Origin of the sequence: Methylobacter tundripaludum (assembly GCF_002934365.1) — a bacterium.
GTDB classification, from domain to species: domain Bacteria; phylum Pseudomonadota; class Gammaproteobacteria; order Methylococcales; family Methylomonadaceae; genus Methylobacter_A; species Methylobacter_A tundripaludum_A.
Genome location: NZ_PTIY01000015.1, coordinates 29,841 through 54,705, shown reverse-complemented (window position 1 = coordinate 54,705; position 24,865 = coordinate 29,841). Strand labels below are relative to the sequence as shown.

27 protein-coding genes are annotated in these 24,865 nt (G+C 52.0%); 20 read left to right on the top strand and 7 right to left on the bottom strand.

From position 1 onward, the window contains the following. The first annotated feature begins 24 nt into the window (after positions 1-24). Positions 25-732 carry a ComF family protein gene (locus B0F88_RS16045; protein ID WP_104424947.1) on the top strand — a complete coding sequence of 236 codons (708 nt, stop codon included), beginning with the start codon at positions 25-27 and terminating at the stop codon, positions 730-732. Positions 733-858: 126 nt separating this feature from the next. Here the strand turns inward: B0F88_RS16045 and B0F88_RS16040 are convergent, their stop codons facing one another. The 3 genes from B0F88_RS16040 to B0F88_RS16030 form a co-directional block, all read right to left on the bottom strand. Continuing rightward, a complete protein-coding gene (locus tag B0F88_RS16040; RefSeq protein WP_104424946.1) occupies positions 859-1,479 on the bottom strand; it encodes a DedA family protein in 621 nt (206 codons plus the stop codon). Between the two features lie 523 nt (positions 1,480-2,002). Further along, entirely contained in the window at positions 2,003-3,694 is a 1,692-nt protein-coding gene (locus B0F88_RS16035) for a SagB/ThcOx family dehydrogenase (protein ID WP_104424945.1), read from the bottom strand. Between the two features lie 270 nt (positions 3,695-3,964). Then, a complete protein-coding gene (locus tag B0F88_RS16030) occupies positions 3,965-4,228 on the bottom strand; it encodes a nitrogen fixation protein NifZ (protein WP_104424944.1) in 264 nt (87 codons plus the stop codon). A 202-nt stretch (positions 4,229-4,430) separates the two neighbouring features. Between B0F88_RS16030 and B0F88_RS16025 the strand changes: the two genes are divergently transcribed. The 13 genes from B0F88_RS16025 (at position 4,431) to B0F88_RS15965 (ending at position 14,832) form a co-directional block, all read left to right on the top strand. After that, positions 4,431-4,787 (top strand): HesB/IscA family protein, encoded by a 357-nt coding sequence (locus B0F88_RS16025; protein WP_104424943.1) that lies wholly within the window; start codon positions 4,431-4,433, stop codon positions 4,785-4,787. A gap of 137 nt (positions 4,788-4,924) precedes the next feature. Next, on the top strand, positions 4,925-5,830 hold the full coding sequence (nifU, locus tag B0F88_RS16020) for a Fe-S cluster assembly protein NifU (protein ID WP_104424942.1): 906 nt from the start codon (positions 4,925-4,927) through the stop codon (positions 5,828-5,830). Next, complete coding sequence (gene nifS / locus B0F88_RS16015; RefSeq protein ID WP_104424941.1) at positions 5,830-7,038, top strand: cysteine desulfurase NifS; 1,209 nt, start codon at positions 5,830-5,832, stop codon at positions 7,036-7,038. The genes nifU and nifS overlap by 1 nt, the downstream gene beginning before the upstream one ends. Before the next feature lie 399 nt (positions 7,039-7,437). Continuing rightward, on the top strand, positions 7,438-7,908 hold the full coding sequence (locus B0F88_RS16010; RefSeq protein ID WP_104424940.1) for a WbuC family cupin fold metalloprotein: 471 nt from the start codon (positions 7,438-7,440) through the stop codon (positions 7,906-7,908). Positions 7,909-8,188: 280 nt separating this feature from the next. Further along, entirely contained in the window at positions 8,189-9,574 is a 1,386-nt protein-coding gene (gene atpD / locus B0F88_RS16005) for a F0F1 ATP synthase subunit beta (RefSeq protein WP_104424939.1), read from the top strand. After that, complete coding sequence (locus tag B0F88_RS16000) at positions 9,571-9,978, top strand: F0F1 ATP synthase subunit epsilon (RefSeq protein WP_104424938.1); 408 nt, start codon at positions 9,571-9,573, stop codon at positions 9,976-9,978. The genes atpD and B0F88_RS16000 overlap by 4 nt, the downstream gene beginning before the upstream one ends. Next, positions 9,975-10,247 (top strand): AtpZ/AtpI family protein, encoded by a 273-nt coding sequence (locus tag B0F88_RS15995; RefSeq protein ID WP_258076703.1) that lies wholly within the window; start codon positions 9,975-9,977, stop codon positions 10,245-10,247. Before B0F88_RS16000 ends, B0F88_RS15995 begins: the two co-directional genes overlap by 4 nt. Before the next feature lie 8 nt (positions 10,248-10,255). Next, the gene (locus B0F88_RS15990; protein WP_104424936.1) at positions 10,256-10,921 is read left to right on the top strand and encodes a F0F1 ATP synthase subunit A; all 666 of its coding nucleotides are present in this window, start codon (positions 10,256-10,258) and stop codon (positions 10,919-10,921) included. 3 nt (positions 10,922-10,924) lie between these two features. Next, positions 10,925-11,191, top strand: a complete 267-nt coding sequence (locus B0F88_RS15985; protein ID WP_104424935.1) for an ATP F0F1 synthase subunit C — start codon at positions 10,925-10,927, stop codon at positions 11,189-11,191. A 15-nt stretch (positions 11,192-11,206) separates the two neighbouring features. Then, a complete protein-coding gene (locus tag B0F88_RS15980) occupies positions 11,207-11,956 on the top strand; it encodes a F0F1 ATP synthase subunit delta (RefSeq protein ID WP_104424934.1) in 750 nt (249 codons plus the stop codon). Beyond that, entirely contained in the window at positions 11,943-13,478 is a 1,536-nt protein-coding gene (locus B0F88_RS15975; RefSeq protein WP_258076702.1) for a F0F1 ATP synthase subunit alpha, read from the top strand. Before B0F88_RS15980 ends, B0F88_RS15975 begins: the two co-directional genes overlap by 14 nt. Beyond that, complete coding sequence (locus tag B0F88_RS15970) at positions 13,475-14,314, top strand: F0F1 ATP synthase subunit gamma (RefSeq protein WP_104424933.1); 840 nt, start codon at positions 13,475-13,477, stop codon at positions 14,312-14,314. Before B0F88_RS15975 ends, B0F88_RS15970 begins: the two co-directional genes overlap by 4 nt. 209 nt (positions 14,315-14,523) lie before the next feature. Continuing rightward, complete coding sequence (locus B0F88_RS15965) at positions 14,524-14,832, top strand: hypothetical protein (RefSeq protein ID WP_104424932.1); 309 nt, start codon at positions 14,524-14,526, stop codon at positions 14,830-14,832. A 94-nt stretch (positions 14,833-14,926) separates the two neighbouring features. Here B0F88_RS15965 and B0F88_RS15960 read toward each other — a convergent pair whose 3' ends face one another. The 4 genes from B0F88_RS15960 to B0F88_RS15945 all read right to left on the bottom strand — a co-directional run bounded on the left by B0F88_RS15960 (position 14,927) and on the right by B0F88_RS15945 (position 19,902). Then, positions 14,927-15,280 carry a hypothetical protein gene (locus tag B0F88_RS15960; protein WP_104424931.1) on the bottom strand — a complete coding sequence of 118 codons (354 nt, stop codon included), beginning with the start codon at positions 15,278-15,280 and terminating at the stop codon, positions 14,927-14,929. 18 nt (positions 15,281-15,298) lie between these two features. Next, positions 15,299-18,079 (bottom strand): Hsp70 family protein, encoded by a 2,781-nt coding sequence (locus tag B0F88_RS15955; RefSeq protein ID WP_104424930.1) that lies wholly within the window; start codon positions 18,077-18,079, stop codon positions 15,299-15,301. Between the two features lie 352 nt (positions 18,080-18,431). Continuing rightward, positions 18,432-19,421, bottom strand: coding sequence for a hypothetical protein (locus tag B0F88_RS15950; RefSeq protein WP_104424929.1), 990 nt, complete (start codon positions 19,419-19,421; stop codon positions 18,432-18,434). 31 nt (positions 19,422-19,452) lie between these two features. Continuing rightward, positions 19,453-19,902, bottom strand: coding sequence for a hypothetical protein (locus B0F88_RS15945; RefSeq protein WP_104424928.1), 450 nt, complete (start codon positions 19,900-19,902; stop codon positions 19,453-19,455). Between the two features lie 358 nt (positions 19,903-20,260). On the opposite strand from B0F88_RS15945, the gene B0F88_RS15940 reads away from it, so the two are divergent. From B0F88_RS15940 to hisG, 6 genes are read left to right on the top strand one after another with little or no spacing between them, the layout of a single operon-like run. Beyond that, the gene (locus tag B0F88_RS15940; protein ID WP_104424927.1) at positions 20,261-21,088 is read left to right on the top strand and encodes an ABC transporter ATP-binding protein; all 828 of its coding nucleotides are present in this window, start codon (positions 20,261-20,263) and stop codon (positions 21,086-21,088) included. Positions 21,089-21,141: 53 nt separating this feature from the next. Beyond that, positions 21,142-21,924: a lipid asymmetry maintenance ABC transporter permease subunit MlaE gene (mlaE, locus tag B0F88_RS15935; protein ID WP_104424926.1), complete on the top strand. Its 783-nt coding sequence runs from the start codon at positions 21,142-21,144 to the stop codon at positions 21,922-21,924. Position 21,925: 1 nt separating this feature from the next. After that, positions 21,926-22,393 carry an outer membrane lipid asymmetry maintenance protein MlaD gene (gene mlaD, locus B0F88_RS15930; RefSeq protein WP_104424925.1) on the top strand — a complete coding sequence of 156 codons (468 nt, stop codon included), beginning with the start codon at positions 21,926-21,928 and terminating at the stop codon, positions 22,391-22,393. After that, positions 22,390-22,701, top strand: a complete 312-nt coding sequence (locus B0F88_RS15925) for an STAS domain-containing protein (RefSeq protein WP_104424924.1) — start codon at positions 22,390-22,392, stop codon at positions 22,699-22,701. Before mlaD ends, B0F88_RS15925 begins: the two co-directional genes overlap by 4 nt. Positions 22,702-22,740: 39 nt before the next feature. Beyond that, entirely contained in the window at positions 22,741-24,006 is a 1,266-nt protein-coding gene (gene murA / locus B0F88_RS15920) for a UDP-N-acetylglucosamine 1-carboxyvinyltransferase (RefSeq protein ID WP_104424923.1), read from the top strand. 9 nt (positions 24,007-24,015) lie between these two features. Beyond that, a complete protein-coding gene (hisG, locus tag B0F88_RS15915) occupies positions 24,016-24,645 on the top strand; it encodes an ATP phosphoribosyltransferase (RefSeq protein ID WP_104424922.1) in 630 nt (209 codons plus the stop codon). Positions 24,646-24,865: the final 220 nt, after the last annotated feature.

The following is a 24,865-nucleotide window of genomic DNA, read 5'->3' as shown; positions in this document are numbered from 1 at the left end:
TCATAATCTTGTCAACCTGTTCAAATGAAAATGGTATACAACTGGATCAATATTATACAGGATTACTTGCTTCCGCCTACCTGCATCTTGTGCGGCAATCCAGGATGCAATTCGCGCGACCTCTGCCATTCTTGCTACACGCATTTGCCTAGAAATAATCTGTGCTGTTATCGCTGCGCGGAAATACTGGAAACGCCGGTCACCACTCCCGTGCTGTGCGGCCGCTGCCTGAGCCGCCAACCTGCCTTTGACGAGACTTACGCTCCGTTCATTCATCAGGGAGCTATCCGGCATCTGATCGGCACTTTGAAATTCAGCTCCAATTACAAAAACGCCCGCTTACTCGGCATGTTGCTGGCCGACCACCTGAAACAAACCGCAGAACGCCCCGACTTGATTTTACCGGTTCCACTGCATAAAACCCGTTACCGCCAGCGCGGCTTCAACCAAGCCATAGAAATCGCCAGAACCGTCGCCAAAGAATTACAGATCCCGTTAGATGTAACCAGTTGCAGTCGGCACCGAGATACGCCCCATCAAACCCAGCTACCCGCCAAAAAACGCCAAAAAAACCTGAAAAACGCCTTTTCCGTCATCAAGCCTATTCATGCACGGCATATCGCGATACTTGATGATGTCATGACCACCGGCTCAACAGCTCATGAATTGGCTTATGTATTGAAAAAAGCCGGAGTCGGCCGGGTTGATGTTTGGGTGTGCGCCAGGGCTTGATTCGCATCAGCGCCAAAAATCGGCAATATGCCGCCAACGGCGCTGAAAAGATATGCAAAACATTCAGGCGGCCCACATACTCTGAATGAAATATGCGCCCCCGAGCACCAGTAAGCGAAGAATCTTCTATTCTTCGGCTCGGATACGGGCAAGCTTTCTGCGATGTAGAAAAATATAAGCCGTCACCAAAACAACGCTGGCCGCCAACACATCGATAATCACTTGATGAGAGTATTGCTTGATTAAGTCTTCGTTATGACCCAACAAATAGCCAATCCATGTCAAAATGGATACCCAGATGAACGCGCCGAGCAATGTATAAATAGAAAATTTGATGTGGCTCATGCCCGCCAATCCTGCCGGCAGCGAAATCAAATGGCGGATAACCGGTAACAGTCTCCCAATAAACGTAGAGATTTCACCATGGCTGGCAAAATAATCTTCAACACGACGGAAATGCTCTTCGGTTATGAACACATAACGTCCGTACTTGAGTAGCAGCGGTCTTCCCAAATAATGCGCGGCAAAATAATTCAGATAAGCGCCAAACAGACTGCCCAAAGTGCCGCTGAGTATGACCAAAGTCATGCTCATTTTCCCTTGTTGCACCAGATAACCTGCCGGCGGCATGATGATTTCGCTGGGAATTGGCACTACCGAACTTTCCAACGCCATCAGCAAAAAAATACCGATATAGCCCATAGCGCCGATAGTTGTGACCAGCCAGTTGATTACTTCGTGTAGCATTTATTGTCTCTATGTTGATGAATGAATGAGTTTCTTTGCCGTACAAAGGCGGACAAACATTACCAGAGAACACCGATCAAGGACACCAAAAAAGTTCGCGCAAGCAGCTTAAACATAGTAGCCCCGAAATTCGGATAATAGTTTAAGCGATGCCCCGAGCTAAATTAGAGACTGAACATGAGTGAAAAGAAACAAATAAGGACGAACTCGCATTATTGCGTTATGGCTCGCGCCGCATGAAGAAATACCAGGTTGAGTGCGGCGATTGATGCAGAAATGAGGCTTGGTCGGCATGGCACCCGGCCCGAATATCCGTAAACCGCAACACAAATTTATCCGCACCGACTCCGTGGCGTGGACATTGTTCGGCCCAATTTGGAAGTGTGAACTGAGGTCTATCTTAATTTTTGTCTGGACAATGGGGACACTTTGCTACGGGCATCTATGCCTTGTCTCAACCTAATTGGGCATGCGTTTTTAAAAAATGCCGCACTCCAAACATACTTATGATCTCTGCTCAACCCTACACTACATCGCCCAAATGCCCATAAGCCGGCAACGTTTCCAGCCGTTTATCCTCCAAAGGTTTGCCCACGGTAAAATGATAGAGGCTTTGGAATTCATCATTCTTGATGCCTAAAAGCTCATGCATGCTGTCATCAAAGTAACAGCCGATTCCTGTGCCGCGAAGACTTGCCGCTTCGGCTTCCAGATACAGCGTTTGGCCTATCAGGCCGCACTCCCAGAACAGGCGGCGGTATAGCCACGGCTCCGCTTCGATGACTTCGCCAAATTCCGCAATCATTCCCATACTGAAGGCGCTGTCGCTGGCGATGGGTTGATGGCAGGACAGCGTTTTGGCGATCTGCCTGCAATCGCCTGAATACAAGTGATAAAACGCTAAAGCGTCGGATATTTTCCGCCAGTCAAAATCAGCCAGGGTTGCGGCCTGTAATGGTTCAAGGGCATCGTTATGTCTTGGCAGCGCATAGATGCCGGGAACTAAGCCTTCAACGCGATGGACGAAAATAAACAGGTGGATTTTCGGCGGCCAGCGCCATAGTTCGAAAGCGGCTGTGGTCGGCATGACGGCGGCCAGCATCCGGTAAAAATCGGTCTGCGGCATCGGCGGCATTTTGCCGTCAAACTGCTGCGCGCTGCGGCGCTGGCGGATGATTTGCGTTGCCGTTTTGGTGCAGGAGGATTTTATAAGTGGCTGGTCGCACCGGTTCCCTACCGGTTGCGACACTTCTGACCTCCATGGATGGAGGAAATGCCGAGGACTGCCGGGAGCAGTCTCGGCCGCCATCCTTGGCGGTCGTCGGGTGGTTTGCCAATCAGGTTCTTCAGTTCGCGGTTTGCTTGCGGCGGCTGAGACTTCATCGATGACCGGCCATTTATACATATGATAGGCGCGAAGGCTGTCGGCTTTTCCGAACCAGTCTCCCGATACCGCGGCTTCCAGCAGGGCCTTGGCGTCTAACGGCTTACTGTCGGCATGCGTATGAATCCGGCAAATCATATCGGGGGATTCATGTTCCTGCTTTTTAAAATCATCCCGGTCAAGCCCCAATAGCTTGGCGATGTCGCCATCCGGCCATTCGGCCTGCAACTCAACCGACCAGCCCAGCGCCGTCGCCGCGTATTGCAACGCTCCCAAGGCATGACCTATGTCATGCTGGCAATAGCGGAAGGCTCTTTCGCCGTATTTCCAGGCCTCACGCCAATGGATTGATGACAAGCCGATCAGCATGCCGGAATCTAAGGAATTGTCGGAAAACCGACAACGCTGTTCAAGGCTGTGATCGTGACTAACATAGTGGTAAACGCCTGATTTGATAAAGGTATTCCCGGCGCTGATCAGATAAGCCTCAGTCGGGTGCAGGTTGCCGCTGGAAGGATTGCAGCGCAATGCCCAGCGGCTGGGGCCGAATTGTTTCCATGCCGACAGGCCGAAGGCCAATTCCAGCAATAAACCGGCATTAGACAGATTTAACGGTTTTGCCGGTATTGTTTCCGGGGTGTCCAGGTCGGCGAACAACGGTTCAAGTCCGGTTCCGGGTAAGGGCAACGTGACAATCTCGCAACCGGAAAAACGCCGGAATTGATCGGGTTGGTCTTCCCAGTCGATGGATTCAGGGCCTCTGGCGTATCGCTCCAGGCTATGCTTGGTGCGGTTGTGGTAGTTCAGGACGGTTTCGGTTTGTTTATTCATTGGGTTAAATCCAAGTCATAGCGCGAAATGCCCTTCGACAAGCTCAGGGCGAACGGGTGTGGTATCGATAGCATTGCATGTCCGATCTACATGTAACTGCTTGGCGGCTGCTAACTATAATTGATGGAACACGGATGATACTGATCGGACGACTTTAAACGGATTCTTGAAATCCGAAGCCCCGTTTATTATGCGCTTTAATCAGCGTTTAATCTGTGTCGCCTAGAGGCGCCTACTTTTGGCATCTGTGTTCCATTTTCTATAGCTATATTAATTAACCAACTTAGGCTCCATAGCCAAATCTTCAAGCCAGCAGCCAATCGGGTTGCCCAGATTCATATCCTTGTCTTCAAAGCGTACCAGAAAAACGCTGCGATCCGGCTCTTCTTCCACATGCCCGATCAGGGTAATGACACCGCGGGTTCCGGCTTCGGCCAATATTTCACCTTCGCTGCCTCCGGGTATTGAGCCATCATCGGTAATCGTCTTTGCCGCATAAACGACGTCGCCTAACTCTAAATCTTCTACGTTCATTTCGTATCTCCTTTGTTTTGTAGCAAACCTTACATTGTCAGCTGGTTATGTGGTTGAAACCCGTTTGATAATACATTGTTTATTGTGTGGATGTTTTGTTAACGCCTTATTAAACAAGCCATTACTATCTAAATAATGATATGGCATACAGGTTGCTTTAGGTATTAACAAGAACGATGCCATACATTCAGGAGTGCATAAAATGATTACATTAACAGAAAAGGCCATCACCGCTGTCGGCCGCTTTATTGCCAGTTCGGAAACGCCCACGGCAGGTCTGCGGATAGAAGTCACCGACGGCGGTTGCTCGGGTTATCAATACGGCTTGAAGCTCGAAGGCAGCCATACACCTGAGGATACCGTGATTGATTGCGGCGAGGTGAAAGTGTTTATCGATCCGGCCAGTTTACCGATGCTGGACGGCATGTCGGTCGATTTTCTCGACAGCATCGACGGTTCGGGATTCAAGTTTACCAACCCCAATGCGGCTAAAAGTTGCGCTTGCGGCACATCGTTTAATACCAGTGCCGAAGGTGCCGGAACTAAAACCTGTTCTTAGGAAATCTCTGAACAAGTTGATTCCGTTCATGGCCCGCCACGAACGAAATCAACGCAGACCGCTCGTCCTGAGCTTGCCAAAGGACATAAGCAGAGACTTCTTAACGCACCAGTAAACTCAATCCGAGGAAAAAAGCCATGTGGGACTATTCAGACAAAGTTAAAGAACATTTTTTCAACCCGAAAAATGCGGGCGCGGTCGTTGACGCCAACGCGACAGGCGAAGTGGGCTCTATCAGTTGCGGCGATGCGTTGCGGTTGACCTTGAAGGTCGATGATGAGAGCGAAGTAATCCTTGAGGCGGGCTTTCAAACTTTCGGTTGCGGTTCGGCGATTGCGTCGTCATCGGTGCTGACCGAAATCATCAAAGGCATGACGCTGGATGAAGCGTTAAAAGTGACCAACCAGGATATCGCCGATCACCTGGAAGGTTTGCCGCCGGAAAAAATGCACTGTTCGGTCATGGGACGCGAAGCGCTGCAAGCGGCAATCGCCAATTATCGCGGCGAAGAGTGGAAAGACGATCATGAAGAAGGCGCATTGATCTGCAAATGTTTCGCGATTGATGCGGTGATGATCGAGGAAATGGTCTGGGCCAATAAATTGCGCACCGTTGAAGACGTCACCAACTTCACCAAAGCGGGCGGCGGCTGCGCGGCTTGCCATGAAGACATCGAAGCGATCCTGGAAAAAGTGCTGGCCGAAAAGGGCGAGAAATTCGATCCGACCGCCGCCCCGGTTGAAGCTCCGGCAAAAATCGCGGCCGTTAAAGCGCCGCTGACCAATCTACAACGCATCAAAAAAATCGAGGAAGTGCTGGAGTCGCTAAGACCTTCGTTGATGGCCGACGGCGGCGACGTGGAACTGGTCGAAGTCATCGGCAACACCGCTTACGTCAACATGACCGGCGCGTGTAACGGTTGCCAGATGGCGGCGATGACGATCGCGGGCATTCAACAACGGCTGATGGAAGTCATGGGTGAATTTATTAAAGTCGTCCCGGCATCGGAAATGAAAAAATTAGTCAATATTGAGGTGGCGTGATGACTGACATTTATCTGGATAACAACGCCACCACCAAAGTCGATCCTGCGGTGGTCGATGTGATGATTCCTTATTTCCTTGAGCAATACGGCAATCCGTCATCAATACACAAATTCGCCGATGGCGTGGCGCGCGGCCTTAAACAGGCCCGGCAACAGGTACAAGCCTTGATCGGCTGCGAACATGACTCCGAAATCATTTTCACCTCGTGCGGCACCGAATCCAATTCCACGGCGATTCTTTCCGCGATCAAGGCGCAACCGAACAAGAAGGAAATCATCACCACCACGGTGGAGCATCCGGCGATTTTAAGCCTGTGCGATTACCTTGAAAAAGAAGGCTACACGATCCACAGAATGCCGGTCGATAAAGCCGGACGCTTGAACCTGGAATCCTACAAAAAACTGTTGTCCGACCAGGTGGCGATAGTGTCGGTAATGTGGGCCAATAACGAAACCGGCACCATTTTCCCGGTCGTCGAAATGGCGGCTTTGGCCAATGCGGCCGGCGTGATGTTCCATACCGACGCGGTGCAGGCGGTCGGCAAGATTCCGATGATGTTGCAGGACACCAAGATCGACATGCTGTCTTTGTCCGGCCATAAGCTGCATGCGCCCAAAGGCATCGGCGTTTTGTACCTGCGCCGCGGCACCCGTTATCGTCCGTTGTTGCGCGGCGGACATCAGGAGCGCGGCAGACGGGCAGGAACCGAAAACACCGCGTCAATTGTCGGCCTGGGCAAGGCTTGCGAACTGGCGCTGTCGCATATCGAATATGAAAACACCAAAGTCAAAGCCATGCGCGACCGCCTGGAACGCGGCATTACCGAACAGATTCCGCATTGTTTCGTGACCGGCGACATGTACAACCGCCTACCCAACACCACGGACATCGCGTTTGAATATATCGAAGGCGAGTCGATTTTGATGCTGCTGAATAAAGCCGGTATCGCGGCGTCAAGCGGTTCGGCGTGTACTTCAGGCTCTTTGGAGCCTTCGCATGTAATGCGGGCCATGGATATTCCTTACACCGCAGCGCACGGCACAATCCGCTTTTCGTTTTCGCGCTATAACACGATGCATGAAGTGGATGAGGTATTGAAAGTGATGCCCGGTATTGTGGCAACCTTGCGCAAGCTGTCGCCGTATTGGGAGGGTGACGGGCCGGTGGCTAATCCTGAGCAGGCGTTTGCGCCGACGTATTCGTAGAACGCCCAATAAGCACACAACACACATCGGTGTTATCGTTCCCAAGCTCTAACTTCCCGTCTCGCGAAGCTAGAGCTTCGCCATCCTCCGCACATTTTTGCGCAGAGGATGGCGACCTGAATGAAGCTAAGTCCATATTTGCTAATGAATTTGATACGCTTCCATTTAGACCATATTACGAGTCTGACAAAAACGCACGGCGATTTGTTGTTAAGCGCTTAGCGCTTATAGCCGGTTATTAGCTGACGGGTACTATCGTTTGAGCAAATGTTTTGAATATTGCTTAAGCCGCTAAACCCCAAGGTGAGTGCATTAGCTGTGGATGCCGAGAAATGATATAGTTTTGATTTTTGGAATCTTAATTAATCCACGGAGAAGATTAAGATAGGATCAAAACGTATGATTACACCCCTCGATCAGCAACTGCTCCAAAAGCTTAGTCTGGAGGCTATAGAGTCCCCGCGCCGTCGTAAGAACCGCAATTTTCATGAAAACAGTGAAGCTCAAGCGCACCGATTATTGAATGCTATAGAGCCAAATTCCTATGTCAGGCCACACAAGCATAACGACCCAAACAAAGGGGAAACTATAATTTGCCTTTCTGGTAAACTGGGCTTAATCGTTTTCGACTCAACAGGTAACGTTGAGCAACAGCTAACATTGGAAGCAGGCGGCAAGACTGTTGGCGTTGACATTCCTTACGGTATTTTTCACACGGTCCTCGCACTGAAAAATGGAACAGTGTTCTTTGAAGCTAAAGCCGGGCCATTTGTTCCGATTAAAACTGAAGAGCAGGCGCCATGGGCTCCAGTCGAAGGCGATGATTTAGTTACAAGTTATCTCACAACGCTCTACGCACTGTTTGATTAATTTGAAAACGAAAATTTACTATCCCGCCACAACGTTATTCAGAATAACATCACCCCAAACGCACCACCTCTTTGCATATAAAATGTCGACAAATTACGAAAGCAAAAACTTCGCATCCGGCAGGGAGGATTGGGAACCGACTCGTGTCCGCTGCGTCATTTAAAGCGCCTACTTTTGGAGCTCTACCTCCTACATCCTTGTAGCCGCTCGTATCTTCGTGGTAGAAATAGTTTATTATCAAAGCTCTGTATTTTATTCGCCACAGTTGGAGTAGCCGCTATTGGACAATTTACAGGAATCCCGACCAGTCATCGGCACCATCGTTGAAGTGCATGGCCCGGTGGTGATTATCGACTGCACCCAGCTGCCGCCTTTGCGCCAGGCTTTGTTCACTCGCTTTGACCATGCCGCCTATCTATTCGAGGTACATCAGCACCTTGATGAACGGCACATCCGGGCGATCACCCTGCACGGCACGGCCGGATTAAGCCGGGGCATGAGCGTATACGATACCGGCGCGCCGCTGCATGTCCCGGTATCCGAACAATGTCTGGGCCGCTTGCTGAATATATTCGGCAAACCGCTGGACGGACTGCCGCCTTTGCCTAAAACCGAATTCCGCAATATTCACGCTAAACCGCTGCCGTTATCCGAAGCCACCGGCATCAGCGGCATTTTGGAAACCGGCATTAAAGTCATCGATCTGTTATGCCCTTTCGTGAAAGGCGGAAAAACCGGATTATTCGGCGGCGCGGGTGTCGGCAAGACCGTGCTGGTCATGGAATTTATCCATGCCGTTTCTGCGATCCACAAAGGGGTTTCTGTTTTTGCCGGGGTCGGCGAACGCATCCGCGAAGCCCACGAATTATGGCGGGAAATGCAACAGGCCGGGGTCATGGACGACACCTTGCTGGTGTTCGGGCAAATGGACGAATCGCCCGGCGTGCGTTTTCGCATCGCCCTGTCGGCGCTGACTTATGCCGAATACCTGCGCGACACGCTGCATAAGGAAGTGCTGTTTGTGGTCGATAATGTGTTCCGATTCGTGCAAGCGGGCAGTGAAATCTCCAGCCTGCTGGGCCGCATGCCTGCCACGGTAGGTTACCAGCCGACTTTGACTTCCGAAGTCGCCGAGTTGGAGGATCGCATCCTGTCCACCCGGCAAGGCGCCATCACCTCGGTGCAGGCGGTCTACGTGCCGGCCGATGACATGACCGACCCGGCGGTCAGCGCCATACTCAGCCATCTGGACACCACGGTTATCCTATCCAGGGATCAGGCCAGCAAAGGCATTTATCCGGCCGTCGATCCGTTGCGCTCCAGCAGCAAGCTGATGGACAGGCATACTCTGGGGGATCGCCATTATGCCGTCGCGCAAGGTGTACGCGAACATCTGGCGCGTTATCATGAACTGGAGGATATTATCGCGATGCTCGGCATGGAAGAGCTGGCCGAAGTTGACCGGAAAATCGTCATGCGCGCCCGTAAATTGCAACGTTACCTGACCCAGCCGTTTGCGGTTCTGGCCGACCCTACCAAGCAGACCGGGGTTTCAGTGCCGCTGGCGCAAACCTTGACCGATTGCGAAGCCTTTTTGGCGGGGCACTATGACGAGCTATCCGAGGAGCAATGCTATATGCGCGGATCGATGCAGGACGAACTATGAACTCATTCGTGCTGAATTTGTTCGACGCGAGCCACGAACAGCGCATCGCCGGCGTCACCTCCTTTGTCGGCGAGGACGCTACCGGCTGCTTCGGCATCCAGGCCAATCATGCCCGGTTCATGACCACCCTGGTCTTCGGTCTGGCGCGTTTTCGTCTGGCGCCAGATGACTGGCAGTACCTGGCGCTGCCGGGAGCGGTGGCTTATTTCAACAATAATGAGTTGACGATCAGCACCCGGCATTTTCTGATCGACACCGACCTTGAGCGGATCAGCAACTTGCTGGAACAGCAATTGATCGCCGAGGAAGAAAACCTGCGCGCTACCAAAGAGAGTCTGTATAAAATGGAACAGGCCATGCTAAAACGCATGTTGGCGCTTAATCGCAAGACAGGTTGGCAATGATGAATAATCAACAGCTCCTCAAAAAGAAAATCGAAAGCCAGATCAAACGCATCAAAAAGGCCGAACATGATCGGCCGAATCTGCTGTCCCAAACCGTCTATATCGGCACACTGGGGTTGGTCATGGTATTGCCTGTTATCGGCGGCGTTTATTTGGGGCATTGGCTGGACGGTATGCTGGATGGTTACTCAACGCGATGGACGCTCAGTTTATTGTTTACCGGATTGGTTGTTGGGATTTTTAATGTGTATTTCTTGATTAAAGATTAGGCTGAATCATGGAAAACGAATTTACATTGGCTATCGGTCCCGTAGTGATCGGCTTATCCCTCATCACCACCTGGGGAATCATGCTGGCGGTTACACTGATAGCCTGGCTTTCAACCCGGCATCTGGACATGTTGCCGGGTTCAATGCAAACCACCGCTGAGGGCATCGTCGCGGCTATCGACGATGCCATTACCGCAGTCGCGCCGGAACACGGGCGGCAAATCATGCCTTTTATCGCCTCCCTTTGGCTGTTCCTGATCATTGCCAATCTGGTCGGGTTAATACCGGGATTGCATTCTCCGACCCGCGATCTTTCGGTGACCTCGGCGCTCGCGGTACTGGTGTTTTTCTCGGTGCATTGGTTCGGCATAAAGACTCAGGGCTTAAAAAACTATCTGCATCATTACCTGACGCCCAGCCCGATTTTGCTGCCTTTCCATATTATCAGCGAATTTACCCGCACCCTGGCGCTGGCGATCCGCTTATTCGGCAACATGATGAGCCTGGAAATGGCGGCCATGCTGATATTGCTGGTAGCGGGATTTCTTGCGCCGATTCCGATTTTAATGCTGCATATCATTGAAGCGCTGGTACAGGCCTATATCTTCGGCATGCTGGCCCTGATCTATCTGGCCGGCGCCATACAATCCCAACAACTTAATTCACAGGAGTAACTTATGTCCGACATTGCCTCGATTGTCCTTGGGTCCAGCATCGCCGCCATTATCGGCATCGCGATTGGCGTAATGCTCCCTGCTCTGGCGATGGGCAAAGCCATCGGCAGCGCGCTGGAGGCCTTATCGCGGCAACCGGAATCGGAACGGTCGATTATGCGCACCTTGTTTATCGGTTTGGCCATGATCGAATCGCTGGCGATCTATTGTCTGGTTATTATATTGATCGTGCTGTTTCGGAATCCGCTGCTTGAATACATCGTTAAATAATTCGAAGGCTCAAACATGGAATTCAACCTCTCCACCTTTATCCTTGAAATCATCAATTTCCTGATCCTGATCTGGATATTGCAGCGGCTTTTTTACAAGCCATTGCTGGACGTGATTGCCAAGCGCAAGCAGTTCATCGACCAATCGCTTAACGACGCAAAAAATCTGCAACAACAGGCGGAACAGCAGCGCAGCCTTTATGAAAACCGGCAAAAGCTCTGGGAACAGGAAAAACAGGCGGCTATGGCGGCCCTGCAACAACAGCTGGAGGCTGAAAGAAGGGCGCAACTGGACAGGCTGAATGCCGATCTTGACCAAGAACGGCAAAAAGCCAAAGTGGCGCTGTCGAAACAGTGCCGGGAGTTGCAACAACAAGCCGAAAAACAGGCCTTGCAGAACGGCGCCAAGTTTGCCGGAATGCTGCTGCAACAGGCCGCAGGGCCTGAACTGGAAGCCCGCTTGTTTACCCTGCTGCTGGACAACCTGACTACCTTGCCGGAAGCCTGCAAGTTGTGTTTGACGATGCTCGGCGCTAAAAAATCGGTACCCATCAAAATAACCACCGCCTACGCATTACCTGTTGAAATGCGCCGGCAACTGGAACAAAGACTGACCCTATTAATCAACAATCAAATCAACTTTCAATATCATCAGGATGCCGTGTTGCTCGCCGGTCTGCGCATGGACATCGGCGCCTGGGTTTTAAACGCCAACCTGCAACACGAACTGACCGGTTTTGCCGAGATTGCCAATGCTCCCGAATAACCCGGAAAACCCTATCGTCAGCACGTTCCAGAGCGGAGACGCCGTCATCGCCGCTCCGGCGGCAACGGACAGCCTGCTTGACAAACAGGCCGACTGGCTGGCCAATTACCGGCCGGGACTGCGTATCATCGAACAAGGCACGGTGGTCTCCATCGGCGACGGCATCAGCTGGATCAAAGGCCTGCCGTCGGCGGCTATCGAAGACATCCTGGTTTTTGCCGACGGCAGCCGGGGCATGGTCTTCGACCTTAACCGCGACCGGATCGGCGCGATTTTGCTGTATGAAACCGAAGCCCTGACGGCGGGCACCACGGTTCGTCTTTCCAAACACTCGCTCAGCATACCGGTCGGCAACGCGTTTTTAGGCAGGGTAATCGACCCGCTGGGAACGCCGCTGGACGGGCAAGCACCGCCGTCTCCGTCAGGGCGCGAAAACCTGGAACAAGGTTCACCCGCGATTATCGCCCGCGATTTTGTCCATAAACCGCTGTACACCGGCATAAAAATTATCGACACGCTGATTCCGATAGGCAAAGGACAGCGGCAATTGATCGTCGGCGATGAAGGCCTGGGCAGAACGTCAATCGCCATCGATGCCGTCGTTAACCAAAAAGACAAGAATGTAGTGTGCGTCTACGTGCTGATCGGCCAGAAACGCTCTGCCGTGGTCAGCACCCTGGAAACCCTGAAAAATCACGGCGCACTGGACTACACGGTATGCGTGGTCGCCGAAGCCAGCGCCCTGCCCGGCCTGCAATATATCGCCCCGTTTGCCGGTTGCGCGCTGGCCGAATACTGGATGGCGCAAGGGCGGGACACGCTGATTATTTACGATGACTTGTCCACCCACGCCAGGACTTACCGGGAACTGTCTTTGCTATTGCGCCGCCCGCCCGGCCGCGAGGCCTATCCGGGCGACATCTTTTTTGTCCATTCCCGCCTACTGGAACGCTCGACCTGCCTGAATGCCGAAAACGGCGGCGGCAGCATGACTGCCTTGCCGATCATCGAAACCAAGCAGGGTGAAATTGCCGCGTACATCCCGACCAACCTGATCTCCATTACCGACGGTCAGATCTATCTGGATAACGACCTGTTCGTGTCGGGATTCCGCCCGGCCATCGACATCACCCGGTCGGTATCGCGGATAGGCGGCAAGGCGCAGGACCGGTGCATCCGAGACCAGGCCGGACAAATGAAACTGGATTACCTGCAATTTCTGGAACTGGAAGCCTTTACCCGTTTCGGTCAGCGCCTGGAAGCCTCAATGGAAGCCCGGATCACGCGGGGCCGGCTGCTACGGGAAATACTCAAACAGGATCGACTGGCTCCGCACAGCAACCTGTTTCAACTGGCCTGGCTGACCGCGTTTAATGGCGGACTGTTTAACCAAGCCGACCCTAAAGATATTGCACAACTGTTGGTTCGGATCGAACAGGGCGTCAAAACCGCAGCCCTGACGTTGGACAGCCCCCATGAGCAATGGCTGCAAACGCTCGGCGAATGGCTTAAACCGTCATGAGCCTAAGCCGCGAACTGCAACTGCACATCACCCAACTCACGGAGATACGCAGCATTTTAAATTCCATGAAAAACCTGGCTTTCATGGAGATTCATAAGCTACAGCGTTTGAAAACCATGCAAGGCCAGGCCGTGGCTAATATTGAGCGGGCGGCGCTGGATTTTCTGGATTTTTATCCGGGTCCGGCAGCGGTTGACGACAACGCCGCGCATGTCTGTATTTTGCTGGGCGCGGAACGCGGTTTCTGCGGCGATTTTAACGAAAGCCTGATTAATGCGATCGCAACGGGGGCTTATACCGGCGTTATCGCCGTCGGCAGCCGGCTTTGCAACCGGCAGGAGGGCATTGCCGCCGAAGTTATCGCGACACTCGAAGGCGCCAATGTCGCCGAAGAAATACCCGCGGTCATTAACCGCCTGATTGACGCGATCAGCTCATTGCACGACGGCGGGACTGCAACTAAAGCCGTCTCCGCCTTACAGCTGACCGTCGTTTATCACGATACCGCGCCCAATCAAATCGCCCAACGGCAGGCGCTGCCTCCGTTCCCTCGGCAAAACGGGCAAACCCAGCATTACGGCAACCCGCCGATACTCAATCTGGAACCCGGCGAATTTTTTGCGGACTTGCTGCATCATTATTTATTTGCCGTATTGCACGAAATTTTTTATATCTCGCTGATGGCCGAAAACCACCGCCGCCTCCAGCATCTGGAGAGCGCGGTAAATCACCTCGACGATGAAACCGTAAAGCTGCAAAGAAAATCCCAGATTTATCGCCAGGAAGAAATTACCGAGGAGATTGAAGTGATACTGTTAAATGCGGAGAATTTGTAGCACCGGCAAACAGGCGACCGTCAAAAACAGTCCTCACCCATCAGCTCCGCGGTGGTTTGCGCCACGTCCAAGGCAACCGCTTCCTGCGTCGCCCTACCGCCTACCTAATCATTCATAAAAAAACGTTGTCATCATAGTGAAATAAATCGATAATAGTTTCGTATCGCTACTTTATTTGATCGACTTTCCTTTTTCGTGAGTGTGCAACAATGAATATAAAAAGCATATCGGCTTACTTGGCCGCATTAACTTTGTCATTTAATGTTTATGCTGTTGAAGTTCAGGAAAAACCGAACATATCCATACCCGACCCAACGTCTTCAACCGTAAAAATAGCGCTGAATCAGGAAAATTCACCGGGCGCTCAATTAGCTGCCCATGTCGTTAACAGCCATACGACTCCTCAGGCTACAGCCGAGAAACCCAGTGAACTGCCTGCACTCAGTGTGTATTTAATGATCATTGCCGCTTATTCAATTTACGGATATAGAGCTAACTCCAAAAATGACGAAAGCTGAGTATTCATACACGTAGTTGATACTTCTCTCTTAGGGGTTGGCCTTCATCGCTTGCCAGCGCGGTGAAGGCTTTTTTTACCCGCCAGTCCATTGCTCACCTTGCATCACGCCCATTCAGCCACTGCTTCATCAGCACATACCCAGCCAAAGAACCCCATAACAACATATAGATGCTGTGCAGCATGACTTCGAAGCTAAAACTATTCACATCCCTGGTGTAATCCCAGATGTCATCAGCCAACGCCAGGGCCAATACAAGAAAAAGCGCATATTTGAGCCTGATTTTACCGGTATAAAAAACCCCTATGCCAAGAATTATAAAACCGGTCAGAAACCTCAACCCACTGTGTATCAACATTTCCGTATTAAACGGGTTAATTTTAAACGCCGCATCTATAAAATACAGCAGGATCAGCCCTGCAACGATCACGATACCAACTAGCTTCATTGTTCCCTTCTTTAAGCGCTAGGCTTCATTGACAAGTTTCAATCCCGGCGGCAACGCCTCGCCGAAAATCTGTTTTTCTTCTTTTTCGTCCAACTCTTTCAGCTGTTCGACCATATCGATCCAGGATGCGGGCGCTTTACCCAGTTTCAGTTTTTCGACGATCTGTAGACGCATAGCTTTACCAATATCCCGCGCCCTGTCGCCGCTCATCCGGGCAATCAGCGCAGCGGCAAAACCGGCCTGCGGAATTTTCTTCCAGTCTACCGTCAACATGTGTTCCAACCACGGACTGACGGTCTCGGCAGGGATGACATTGTGGCTGCTGCCGTGGAACGGCACCCTTGCCCCGATGCGTCCTACCGCCCACCAGGTCTGGCTAGGTTCGCCGGCTTTTTGCAGGCGTTTCAACAGCCATTCGCCCAATTGTATTTTATCGGCGACCGGCAGGCGTTCCAGAACGGCGGCCAACCTCACCATGTCGTCGTAACTGCGGATTTTGATCTGCTTGGCAACGCCGGGCTGTCTTGCCGCCGCAGGATTCAGGAATTTTGCGATGTCGGAAAAAATCTTCTCTTGCGCAGCAGCATCCAGGCCGCCCGCAACCCGCCGCCACAATGTCCACCATTCGCTCCAGTTTTGGGTTTCGTTAACAAACTGAATGCCTTGCGGATAGTTTTTCCATAACCGCTCGACGCGCCAGTCGTCCAGCGGATAGCCGAATCCGGGCCTCAAGCAAAAACCGGCCAAGCTCAGCCAGACGCGTTCGTGATTTTCGGAGCGGCGCTGGTATTTGGCGCCTTCCAGCAAAGTACCGAACATGGCTCTTAGCAACGGCGTCGTCCATTCGGTACGCGCCGTACCGGTGAGTTTTTCCAGGTCGGCGCGCAGGTTTTTGACCGCCTTGGGGTCAACCTGCCTGGATTTGGCGCCGAAAACAGCCTGTATCTGTTCGGCTATCCGGTCAACATTGGCGGGCAATGCGGCATCCGTCTGCAAACCGGCCGCCTTCTTCCTGATTTGAAACTCAACATCCCAACGCTGACGGCTGTCCTCAACTGCAATACATTGGATCTTAAGCGTGCCGACCTCGGTTTGGGTGACCGCCAGCTCGACGATGACCTCGGCATTCGGCTTGCCGGCATCACCTTCAAACGCCACGGCCAGCGGCGGCAGGGAATGAAACAAGTCGGTAATTTCAGCCACGTCGCCCGGTTTGAATTCGCCGTCGCCGGACAAGGAAACCAAGTGAAAACGGACCGGCACACCTAAACGCAGTGCAAAACGCCGGTCTTTCAAGATGATTTCATCGCCTTCCTCGCTGCCTTTGGGCAAAATGCAAATGCCTGTCCTGAGCACAGTCGAAGGGCCTTGCTGCTTGCTGGAATCCTCGGTATCGACCAGCAGGAAATAACTGCGCGCCGAGCCGCCGCCGATCTTGAGTTTCTTGTCCCGCCTTGCAATCGCATAGCTGACCGCGCCGAACGCGACGGACAGTTCGGGATGTTTGTTTTCCAATAATACCGGGGGAGCGGAGCGCCATGACTGGATTAAATCGGTCATGCGCTGGGTAATCGACTGGCTGCGGAACACGCCGCCGTTCAGCAGCAAGGCGTCGGGGACGCTGCCTTGCCCCAAAAGGGCTTCGAGGGAGGCGGTGTTGTGCAACTTTAAAAACGCGGCGATATGTTTGCTGATCGCGGGTTCCGCCGCATACGGCAAGCCGAACTCGACCACGCCGCTGCGTTTTCTGTCCGGCAAATCGTCGAGGCCTGACAACGGGAAGAAGCCGTCCAGCGCAATGGTTCTGACCTCTTCTTTGCTCAGCGCAACGGAACGGGAACCGCCGATCAGTTTGGAGCCGCCTCCCAATAAGGTGACGTTGATTTGCTCCGGCGCATCGTCGGCCAACAGGCGCTCTTTGACAATCCGGCATTGTTCTATCAGCTGCGACAAATCGGCCGCCGACAGGCGTTTTTCTCCATTACCCAAGCGGCTTTCGGCAAGATGCGCCAAGGCCAAGTCGATATTGTCGCCGCCGAGCATTAAATGATCGCCGACCCCGATGCGGGTTAATTTAGGCTCCTGCTCGCCCTGCTCCACTTTGATCAGCGTCAAATCCGTAGTGCCGCCGCCGACATCGCAAACCAGCAGCAGATGCACATTCGCCAGCGCCTGCTTAACCGTCCCGGCATGCCGTCTTAGCCAGTCGTAACAAACCGCCTGCGGCTCTTCCAGCAGACGAACGTTAGGCAATCCGGCAAGCCGCGCCGCTTCGAGCGTCAGGGATCTCGCCGCCTCATCGAACGAAGCCGGGACGGTAATCACAATATCCTGCTGTTCCAGCGGCGCATCGGGAAATTGATGACCCCAAACCGTCCGAATGTGCGACAGATAGCTGGCGCTGGCGGCGATAGGGGAAACCTTGCCGACGTCATCGCCGCCGCCCCAGGGCAGAATGTCGGCAGTATGATCGACCGACGGATGCGACAGCCAGCTTTTGGCGCTGGTGACAAACCGGCCTTTGCTTTTGGCGCCGAGCAGGCGGGCGGCCTCGCCGATGACAGCGGTCTCAACCGCGCTGGGAAATGAAAGATCGGCCTCGGACAATTCGCCGGTTGCGGGATGGTAACGCACCGACGGCAACAACGGCCTTGCGGCGACTTGGCCGGGAGCAATCAGCTGCTCGATTTGGAAGATTTGTATTTCCTGATGAGTATTATCGGCTTTGACGTAAGCGACGACGGTATGCGTTGTGCCTAGGTCGATGCCGACCAGATAGTTTGCAGTGGAGTTTTTCACGATGAAATTTTTAGTCTATGCGAAATAGCGCGGCTAAATTCATAACCTGAGCCGGGCATATTTCTTTAATTCGCCGTTCGACTTCATTCGGAAGAGGCGAAGCGGCAGGATCAACGGGTTTACCGAAAAAGGATACACGAAATGTTTTGGATTTACTAAGGTATAAGCCAGCGCTCAAAAATTTTTTAACCCACTAATCCCGCATCCTCCCGAGTTATGGGGAATTGGGAGCTGTTTTTTTGGAGCGGGACGCGACATGCATGTCGGCCCAAGCCTGTGATGTATGCGGAACCGATTGCCTGAAAAATGGTGCGAAAAACAGGGATGGCCCGCCTGGCCTACAGCACGGCGTCTATATGCCGGTCATATCTATCTTGCCGTCACTGGTGTCCGTCCCGTTGGGAGCCAAACGCTTAACGTCAATATTCAAAGGTATGGTGTCCCCTTGCGTATAACCTATTTGGATACCTGCCCATAAAAAATCCGCCAGCGCATTCCAATTTGTAACAACGCCCATTCCGTTTTCCTCGGACTCCAATGCGTCTATTACGCCATTATTAAACCTTGCCATCATCGAATGGTTAGGTGTGCTTATTTCGAGAATATAAGCGCTGCCCCCGGTTTTCAACGCGTCCAGCTCGACCAAGTTGCCAACGGAACCAATGAAAATCCTGGCATCCCCTAAAGTGATAATGTTTTTGGTCACTTCTCCCTTGTCTACAAGCGTGGTGGTCGCGGCAGTGCCCACCAAATCCAGCCAGGCTGGAGCAAAGCCATAATCCGTGCTTTCCAAATTCATGTATTCCCAGGCTTCTTTCAACATCAGAGCTCCCTCCAGAGCCCGGTTGGCCTTTAATCCGTCACTCCAATTGATGGCGCCATCCAAATATTCATTCAATGCCGCCAAGCATGTCGCCGTGTCCCCTGCAATTGGCCGCCAAGCAACAATGGCTTCCCAAAGCGCCATTTCCCAATCGGTGTGTCCTTTAAATATTTCGGTAAAGCCAAAACATAAGCCGTTCATAACGACATCGCCGTACCAAGTTGCCGTGGGTGCCCCAAAAAGCGGGCCGCCTCCGGCCCTGCCGACACGAATCAACTCGCAAATCTCTATTAATTTTTTCTGTACGGAGTCTTGCGCCTGCCTGTTAACATCGAGTTTATTATTTAAAACCGCCATCAAATCCCGGCTTAACTCCCTCGCCCCGGCTTCGTCGTCAGTATAGGTTTTGTCCTGATTCAGATCGTTGTAACAATCTTTATATCCGTAATAATAATGTTGCCCATGCGCCGTAAGGAAGTTTTCGATGGCGTCCCAGTCTTTCACGTTTTTTAATTTCATTTTTCCTCCCATTCTATGACTTGGGCTTTTATCAATGTTTGAATAACAATTTGCCCCCGACAACCCTGGGAGGAATACGCTTGCGTTCGGCTTTCGGCAAGTAAGGCAGCATGCCTTGGAGGGCGTTTTGCAGCGATGTCAGTTTCACATTTTGATCTATCGCGTCCTTAGGTTCGATGGTCCGGTTGGTGTTTAATTGCCCCATATTGGCCATGACTAGATTGGCGGAAATTAGGCTTTCGATCATCGGCAGGATGGTGTTTGTTACTGCACCCTGTATTCCGGCCAATGTACTCGATGACGGCATTGGTCCGTCTTTCACGATCATCAGCTGCTGCTTGAAATCGTTTAAGCGGCTGATGTCGGCGGCAAAGGCTGGGTTTTTGGCATAATCTTTCCTGTTCTGAATATCAAAGATCACATCCGGCAGATATTTCAATACTTGGTCTATTGATTGAGCCAATTTCGGGTCGATCGGCATGTTTTGTCCCTCTCTATATATTAACTAGGCGCATGTCAGCATAGGCTATGACAGGAATACGTTATTTGCGTGCTTCATGACGTAGACGTTCGGCTGATTAGTTTGTGACGCAACCACGAGGAAAAAGGCTTCAAAATATCCGAAAACCAAACGCCATTATTTTTCGTCATTGAAGCCAAGGCTCCGCTCAATTTACATCGGCCGCTATTGCAATAACGGCGGCTACAGCAAACGCATTTGCAATCCTGTCCGTCGTAATTCAACCTCCCTCTGAAGCAATCGGCACAATAGATTGACTTAACAGGGAGTAGTCATAGAAAATAGCCTGTTTAATTTTCTCACTCGATCCTAATTACGCATGGATAACAGCGTCTCTCCGCAAAACAGCCTGGTCTCTGTTCAAAATTTGTCGTTTTCCCGCGGCGACAGGAAAATATTTGACGATATTTCCCTCGAATTTGAACGCGGTAAAATTACCGCGATCATGGGGCCTAGCGGCACCGGCAAAACGACCCTGTTGAAGCTGATCGGCGGACAATTGTTTCCCGCACAAGGCTCCGTTACTGTCGACGGCAACAATGTCCACCGCCTGCGCCGAGCAGAGCTGTACGAGCTGCGTAAACGCATGGGTATGTTATTCCAAAGCGGCGCATTATTAACCGACATGAGTGTTTTTGATAATGTCGCTTTCCCATTACGCGAACATACCCATCTCCCCGAATCCATGATCCGCACTCTGGTGTTGATGAAACTCCAGGCGGTGGGATTGAGAGGCGCGCGCGACCTGATGCCTAACGAACTGTCCGGCGGCATGGCCCGGCGTATTGCGTTGGCCAGAGCCATTGCGCTGGACCCGATGATGATCATGTACGATGAACCTTTTACCGGACAGGACCCTATTTCCAAGGGGGCGTTGGTTCACCTGATCAAATCGTTGAACGTCACTCTGGGTTTAACCAGCATCATTGTTTCTCATGATGTTCAGGAAACGGCGGCGATAGCGGATTATATTTATGTCATTTCAGAAGGCAAAGTCGTCGGACAGGGTACGCCCAAGGAAATTGAACAATCCGAATCCGACTGGGTACAGCAATTTATGAACGGTGCGGCCGACGGCCCGGTACACTTTCATTATCCGGCAAAAGATTATGTCGACGACTTATTGTCGACCGGCAAACGTTATTGAGGTGCAAGATTTTTTGCCTTGCACCTTGCGCTTTTTACCTTGAGCCTTAACTTATGATTGAACTTCTACAGCATTTGGGCAAAAACACCCGCACCGGTTTTACCAAAATTGGCCGCGGCACGTTTTTCCTGTTACAGACAACTTCCGGGATACTCAGCGTATTGCCCCGCCCCAGGCTCCTGCTTAACCAGATGTATTCGGTCGGCGTGCTGTCTTTTCTGATTATCACTATTTCAGGACTGTTTGTCGGCATGGTTCTGGGCCTGCAAGGCTATTACATACTCTCCGATTTTGGCGCTGAAGAAACGCTCGGAGTCATGGTTGCCGCTTCGCTGGTCAGGGAACTCGGCCCCGTCGTTACCGCGCTGTTATTTGCAGGACGGGCCGGCTCCGCATTAACAGCTGAAATCGGCCTGATGAAAGCAACCGAACAGCTGTCGGGCATGGAAATGATGGCCGTTGACCCGATCAAGCGCATCATTTCGCCCCGTTTTTTGGCCGGCTTCTTGTCCATGCCCCTACTTGCCGCCCTGTTCAGTGCGGTGGGCATTATCGGCGGACAAATGGTCGGTTCGGGGCTGTTAGGCGTCGATGAAGGCGCTTACTGGTCGCAAATGCAGGCGAACATAGATTTTCAGGACGACATCGTCAACGGCGTTATCAAAAGTTTGGTGTTTGGTTTTATCACTTCATGGATAGCGTTGTTTGAGGGCTATGATGCAATCCCGACGTCTGAAGGGGTCAGCCGAGCCACCACACGTACCGTAGTCAATTCTGCTTTTAGTATTTTAGGTCTGGATTTTATCCTGACCGCACTCATGTTTGGAGATGATTAACATGCAACACACCAATACCCAAGACACCTTTGTCGGACTCTTTGTCGCAGCAGGCATAGTCGGGTTGTTTTTTCTTGCCTTGCAAGTGAGTAATTTAAGCTCTTTTACCGCGCACGACACCTATACGGTTACCGCCCGTTTTGAAAACTCCGGCGGCTTAAAGGTTAAGTCGCCGGTTTCATCGGCAGGCGTTAAAATCGGCCAAGTCAGCGCTATCAGTTTCGACCCCAAAACCTATGAATCGGTTGTGAAACTGAGCATTGACAAGCAATACAACACGCTGCCGGACGACACCACCGCCAGCGTCTTTACTGCGGGCCTGTTGGGCGAACAATACGTCAACCTGGACGCGGGCGGTTCCGAGGAATATTTAAAAGACGGTGGGAAAATTGACGTCACTAATTCCGCCATTATTCTGGAAAAGGCGCTCGGCCAGTTCCTGTTTAAATCCGCGGAAGAAAAAAAGTGAGCCAACTGAATATCATTAAAGAGAGTCCCGTGCATTTTGTGATCGATGGCGCTTTAACCTTTGCGACCATCGACAAACAGACTCTGAAATCGATTTCTTTCTTAAAAGCCGCAAGAGAAATCACCATCGATCTTAGCCTCGTTTCCAGTACGGACAGCGCGGGGCTTGCGTTAATGATTGAGTGGATAAAATATTCCCGGCAAAATAGAACGCAAATAGTTTTCAAAAATATTCCCGAGCAATTGCTAAATCTTGCCAAACTCAGCGGCTTTGACCAATCAAGCCATTTTGCCGTTCAAGCCGATTAGCCTTGAACCTTTGACCTTGAATCTTTTACCTTAATTCATATGGATAAACTAATTATTACCGGCGGCGCACGACTCTCTGGCGAGCTGCGTATCTCCGGCGCCAAAAATGCCGCCTTACCGATCCTGGCCGCCACCTTGCTGTCGGAAGCGCCGGTCAGCGTCGGCAACATTCCGCATCTCCATGACATCACGACAACCATGGAGCTGCTGGGACGCATGGGCGTCAACCTCACCGTTGACGAAAAAATGAATATCGAGGTCGACTCCAGCACAATCAACAGTTTTGTAGCGCCCTACGAGCTGGTCAGAACCATGCGCGCCTCAATCCTGGTGCTGGGTCCCTTATTGGCCCGGTTCGGAGAAGCTCATGTATCCTTGCCCGGCGGCTGCGCTATCGGCTCGCGTCCGGTCGACATACATATTAACGGTCTACTGAAAATGGGCGCCGACATTAGCGTCGAAAACGGTTTTATCCACGCCAAAGCGGCCCGGCTTAAAGGCTGCCGTCTGGTTCTGGAGCAAATCACCGTTACCGGTACCGAAAACCTGCTGATGGCGGCCGCCCTGGCCGAAGGCACCACGATTATTGAAAATGCGGCCAAGGAACCGGAAGTGACCGACCTGGCTCACTTTCTTAACAAAATGGGCGCCAAAATCACCGGCATAGGCACCGACGTGCTGGTCATCGAAGGCGTTGAAAAGCTGGGTGTCGACAGCATCCACTACGACATTCTTCCCGACCGGATCGAAACAGGCACCTACCTGATTGCCGCGGCAATTACCGGCGGAAGCATCAGGCTTAAAAACACCCGCCCGGATATTCTCGATGCCGTTCTGGAAAAACTGGTTGAAGCCGGCGCTGACATTACTACCGGCGAAGACTGGATCAAGCTGGATATGCACGGCAAAAAGCCCAAGGCCGTTTCGGTTCGCACCTCGCCCTACCCGGCCTTCCCGACCGATATGCAGGCCCAGTTCACCGCGATGAACGCTATCGCCGACGGCGTGGGCACCATTACTGAAACGGTTTTTGAAAATCGCTTCATGCATGTTCAGGAATTGATGCGCATGGGCGCCGACATTAAGCTGGAATCGAATACCGCCATCTGCACCGGCGTTAAAAAACTGACCGGCGCACCGGTTATGGCGACTGACCTAAGAGCTTCGGCAAGTCTCGTGATCGCCGCGCTGGTCGCCGAAGGGGATACCTTGGTCGATCGCATTTACCATATCGACCGGGGCTATGATCATATCGAAGAAAAACTCTCTCAATTGGGCGCGACGATACGCCGCGTCCCACGATAAGGTTTAACTATGCTGACTATCGCCGTATCTAAAGGCCGGATTTATGAGGACGCCCTGCCGTTATTGGCAGAAGCGGGCATCACGCCGATTGACGACCCGCTTACCTGCCGTAAGCTGATTTTACGAACCACCCGGGACGACGTTCAGCTGGTCATCATCCGCGCCACCGATGTGCCTACGTTTGTTGAATACGGCGCGGCCGACATGGGTATCGCCGGGAAAGACATCCTGCTGGAACACGGCGCTGAAAGCCTGTATGAGCCGTTGGATTTAAACATCGCCTGTTGCCGATTGATGACCGCAGCACACAAAGACGCGCCGCCGATTGCCGGACGGGTTCGGGTTGCGACCAAATACGTCAAAATAACCCAACGCTATTTCGCCGGCTTAGGCATACAGGCGGAAATCATTAAACTGTACGGATCGATGGAGCTGGCGCCGCTGGTCGGCCTTTCCGATTGTATTGTCGACCTGGTCGATACCGGCAACACGCTGAAGGCCAATGACCTGGAACCGCGGGATCTGATTATGAACATCAGCTCCAGACTGGTCGTCAACAAAGCGGCGATGAAAATGAAGCATCAGGCAATTCAGACATTGCTGGACCAGTTTGAAAAGACGCTGGCGAAAAGAGGCTAAAAACAAGGCAAGACGAATGGGTACGCTTCGCGTACCTTTTTTAAATTTGGAGTGCGTTTTGAAAAATGGTACGCGAAGCGTACCCTACATAACTCAATTTAAAAGCATTGCACCACGAAGACACGAAGAAAACCAAAGAAGACTTCGTGTACTTCGTGTCTTCGTGGTGAATTGATCGATCCTTTACACATTGGATTGAATATATTGCATCATTTGAAAT

Coding starts and splice junctions, on each gene's coding strand:
- B0F88_RS16045 (WP_104424947.1), top strand. CDS start 25: ATGAAAATGGTATACAACTGGATCAATATTATACAGGATTACTTGCTT.
- B0F88_RS16040 (WP_104424946.1), bottom strand. CDS start 1,479: ATGCTACACGAAGTAATCAACTGGCTGGTCACAACTATCGGCGCTATG.
- B0F88_RS16035 (WP_104424945.1), bottom strand. CDS start 3,694: ATGAATAAACAAACCGAAACCGTCCTGAACTACCACAACCGCACCAAG.
- B0F88_RS16030 (WP_104424944.1), bottom strand. CDS start 4,228: ATGAACGTAGAAGATTTAGAGTTAGGCGACGTCGTTTATGCGGCAAAG.
- B0F88_RS16025 (WP_104424943.1), top strand. CDS start 4,431: ATGATTACATTAACAGAAAAGGCCATCACCGCTGTCGGCCGCTTTATT.
- nifU (WP_104424942.1), top strand. CDS start 4,925: ATGTGGGACTATTCAGACAAAGTTAAAGAACATTTTTTCAACCCGAAA.
- nifS (WP_104424941.1), top strand. CDS start 5,830: ATGACTGACATTTATCTGGATAACAACGCCACCACCAAAGTCGATCCT.
- B0F88_RS16010 (WP_104424940.1), top strand. CDS start 7,438: ATGATTACACCCCTCGATCAGCAACTGCTCCAAAAGCTTAGTCTGGAG.
- B0F88_RS16000 (WP_104424938.1), top strand. CDS start 9,571: ATGAACTCATTCGTGCTGAATTTGTTCGACGCGAGCCACGAACAGCGC.
- B0F88_RS15995 (WP_258076703.1), top strand. CDS start 9,975: ATGATGAATAATCAACAGCTCCTCAAAAAGAAAATCGAAAGCCAGATC.
- B0F88_RS15990 (WP_104424936.1), top strand. CDS start 10,256: ATGGAAAACGAATTTACATTGGCTATCGGTCCCGTAGTGATCGGCTTA.
- B0F88_RS15985 (WP_104424935.1), top strand. CDS start 10,925: ATGTCCGACATTGCCTCGATTGTCCTTGGGTCCAGCATCGCCGCCATT.
- B0F88_RS15980 (WP_104424934.1), top strand. CDS start 11,207: ATGGAATTCAACCTCTCCACCTTTATCCTTGAAATCATCAATTTCCTG.
- B0F88_RS15975 (WP_258076702.1), top strand. CDS start 11,943: ATGCTCCCGAATAACCCGGAAAACCCTATCGTCAGCACGTTCCAGAGC.
- B0F88_RS15970 (WP_104424933.1), top strand. CDS start 13,475: ATGAGCCTAAGCCGCGAACTGCAACTGCACATCACCCAACTCACGGAG.
- B0F88_RS15965 (WP_104424932.1), top strand. CDS start 14,524: ATGAATATAAAAAGCATATCGGCTTACTTGGCCGCATTAACTTTGTCA.
- B0F88_RS15960 (WP_104424931.1), bottom strand. CDS start 15,280: ATGAAGCTAGTTGGTATCGTGATCGTTGCAGGGCTGATCCTGCTGTAT.
- B0F88_RS15950 (WP_104424929.1), bottom strand. CDS start 19,421: ATGAAATTAAAAAACGTGAAAGACTGGGACGCCATCGAAAACTTCCTT.
- B0F88_RS15945 (WP_104424928.1), bottom strand. CDS start 19,902: ATGCCGATCGACCCGAAATTGGCTCAATCAATAGACCAAGTATTGAAA.
- B0F88_RS15940 (WP_104424927.1), top strand. CDS start 20,261: ATGGATAACAGCGTCTCTCCGCAAAACAGCCTGGTCTCTGTTCAAAAT.
- mlaE (WP_104424926.1), top strand. CDS start 21,142: ATGATTGAACTTCTACAGCATTTGGGCAAAAACACCCGCACCGGTTTT.
- mlaD (WP_104424925.1), top strand. CDS start 21,926: ATGCAACACACCAATACCCAAGACACCTTTGTCGGACTCTTTGTCGCA.
- murA (WP_104424923.1), top strand. CDS start 22,741: ATGGATAAACTAATTATTACCGGCGGCGCACGACTCTCTGGCGAGCTG.
- hisG (WP_104424922.1), top strand. CDS start 24,016: ATGCTGACTATCGCCGTATCTAAAGGCCGGATTTATGAGGACGCCCTG.